Source organism: Pseudomonas sp. HMWF021 (assembly GCF_003061005.1).
GTDB lineage: Bacteria > Pseudomonadota > Gammaproteobacteria > Pseudomonadales > Pseudomonadaceae > Aquipseudomonas.
This window is the reverse complement of record NZ_QAIK01000126.1, coordinates 1-2,542: the sequence shown is the minus strand read 5'-3', so window position 1 is coordinate 2,542 and position 2,542 is coordinate 1. Positions and strand designations below refer to the sequence as shown.

At 62.5% G+C, this 2,542-nt stretch carries 2 protein-coding genes; one reads left to right on the top strand and one right to left on the bottom strand.

Annotation, left to right across the window (positions count from 1 at the left end):
* Nucleotides 1–116 precede the first annotated feature (116 nt).
* A complete protein-coding gene (locus DBR18_RS17350) occupies nt 117–2,105 on the bottom strand; it encodes a pilus assembly protein TadG-related protein (RefSeq protein ID WP_108591218.1) in 1,989 nt (662 codons plus the stop codon).
* A 298-nt stretch (nt 2,106–2,403) separates the two neighbouring features.
* Here DBR18_RS17350 and DBR18_RS17345 point away from each other — a divergent pair.
* Nucleotides 2,404–2,542 (top strand): transposase (locus tag DBR18_RS17345; protein ID WP_146188768.1); only part of this gene is annotated, 139 nt, incomplete at its 3' end.

Sequence of the window (2,542 nt, the reverse complement as noted above, 5' to 3'; positions counted from 1 at the left end):
GGCCTGGGGCTGTCGGTGAGCTACGGCATCATCGAAAACATGGGCGGACGCCTGAGCGTGCGCAATGGCGATGAGGGCGCACGCTTTTGTATCGAGCTGCCGGTGGCGCTGACCGACTAGATCGCAAGCATCGGCTGCCCCGGTGGTTTGCAACTGAGGTTGGCGCCGACATCGACCTTGTTCAGGGTGATGCCCAGATTGGCCAGCAAGCCATCGAGGATCGGGTCGAGCAACGGGCTGAGCAGGTTGTCGATCGTCACGCCCAGCGTGCTGTTGACCCCGGCCAGAACACTGGCGGTGGTTGTCAGCAAATCACCCAGCAGGCTCGAACCGGTGGGTTTGTAGGCTTGTACCTGAACCCCGGCGAGCGTGCCTTTGAGACTGTCGACCAGCCCCTGGGTGCCGAAGCTGTAATACAGCGGCGGGGTCTTGATTTCCGGGGGCTGATTGTAAACGTGCGTATTCTGCGTGGCGGCCACCGAGGTATCGACCTTCACCCCCAGCCCGCCGCCGTAGAACGGAATGTGGCTGTTCGGATCGCAAGTCGCCGCCCCCAGACCCAACAGCGGAATGTTACAGGTGATGACCCCGACATCGATCAGCGCCAGCGGCTGCACGGTGATATCCGCCGAGGAAGAAAAGGCATTGGCGGTATCGATCTTGCCGACCTTGAGTTTTACCAGTGACGAGTTGGTCTGGGTGGTCAAGGTCTTGGTCGCGTCACTGACGCAGCTGTAGTCGGTGACATGGCTATCGGCGGCGGCGACATCCAGGGCGATGTCGATGGTCGAGGTTGGCAGGATCTTCAGATCTGTGCGCTGGCACGTTCCGCCCAGCGTGCAGAACAACGAGTTCACCGTACCGGCGAGGTTCAGGTGCAGCAGGTTGTTCAGGGTGTCGGTCAGCCCGCCGACCAGTGGCGTGCTGGTGATGGCGCTGGCAAGGCCGGCAACCGTGCTCAGCACCGGCAGGTTCAGCGAGATCACCGTGCGTACCTGCGCGGTGCGTACATAGATGCGGTTGGCGCCCATGGGGTCGGCCTTGGCCAGCGCCGGGTTGCCGAACGCCGACAACTGCGGCGGCTCGATCACCTTGACCTTGACCGAGCCATTGACCAGCCCCGGTATGTTCAGCGGCACGCTGGCCACCAATGCGTTCTGGCTGTTGGCCAGTTGCACGAACGCCTCGACCAGTTGAAACACCTGCAGATTGGTGTTGAGTGCCGCCGACGTAGCTCCGGTCTGCAATTGCAGCAGTTGCCCGAGCACCACCGACGTGTTGCCCACCACGGCCTTCAAACCCACCAGCCCATCGACCGCGATGCTGGTGGTGGTGCCGCCCTTGGTCAGCACGGTGATGGCGGTGTCGAGCAGTTGCGTCAGCCTGATGTTCTGGCTGAGCAACTGGGTGTAATTGCCGGCCTGGACATTGACGTCCAGCGCCAGCTGATTGAGGTAGCTCAGGACATTGATATTGGTGTTCACCAGCCCTTGCCAGCCGGCCACGCTGAGGTTGAGATTGCCGCCGAGCATCTGCCCGATCAGTGCATTGAGCGCAGCCGATTTGCTCGAATCGATGGTCAGGGTGGTGGTGCCGATGGTCAGTTGCGCGACCGGTGGCAGCACCGCGTAGGTGCCGACTGCCGTAGCGGTGAGCCGGGTGGTCGGGGACACCGCGCCGGGGGTGAACAGGCCGTACAGGGCTGCCGCCACACTGGTCGGCACGACACGGGTGGCGACCACGCTGATGGCTTGTTTTTGCGTGGCATCGGCGCTGAATGCGCGCAGGTTGTTGGCGCCGGTCTGCACGGTGCCGCAGGTCACCGTCAGGGTCGTGCCCTGTCCAAGCGTGAAACCGTTGCGCGCGGCACTGGCAGTGGCGACGGTGTTGGCCGATGCCCCCGCCAGGCAATTGCCCTGTCGCGATACGGCTTCCAGCGCCGCCACATCCACGACCCGCTGCAAGCGGCGTTGCTCCATGTACAAACGACCGCTGTCGACCACCAGCACCATGCACACCAGGGCCAGGCCCAGCGTCAGGGCCGCCATCAGCCCGATAGCGCCGCGCTGTCGGGCCGGACTGTTCAACTGCCTGCGGGTCGACATGACGCACTCCTGTGCCGGCGCGTTGCCGAGCGCTACCTCCGATGGTGGGTTTGAGTGTAGACGGCGCTAGTGGCAACGCGCCATTTGGTGCCGCACAAAACCCTGCAGGCCTTCGTCTGCTCGCGAATGCGCTGTGTCATTCAACATGGCTGTGGCTGACACGCCGTCTTCGCGAGCAACCTCGCTCCCACAGGGGGTGTGGTGAGGCAAAAAAATGGGAGCCACTTTGAACTGGCCTAATGATTTTGGACACCTCAATCGGGCGCTATGATGGCGCCCAAATCTGAGGTGTTTGGATATGCGTAAATCTTATTCAAGTGAGTTCAAACTCAAGGCTGTCAGCATGGTGCTGGACGAGGGGCAGTCGGTTCCCGAGGTCTGTGCCAGTTTGGATATTGGCCCTACGGCCTTGCGCCGCTGGGTCGATCAGGTTCGCA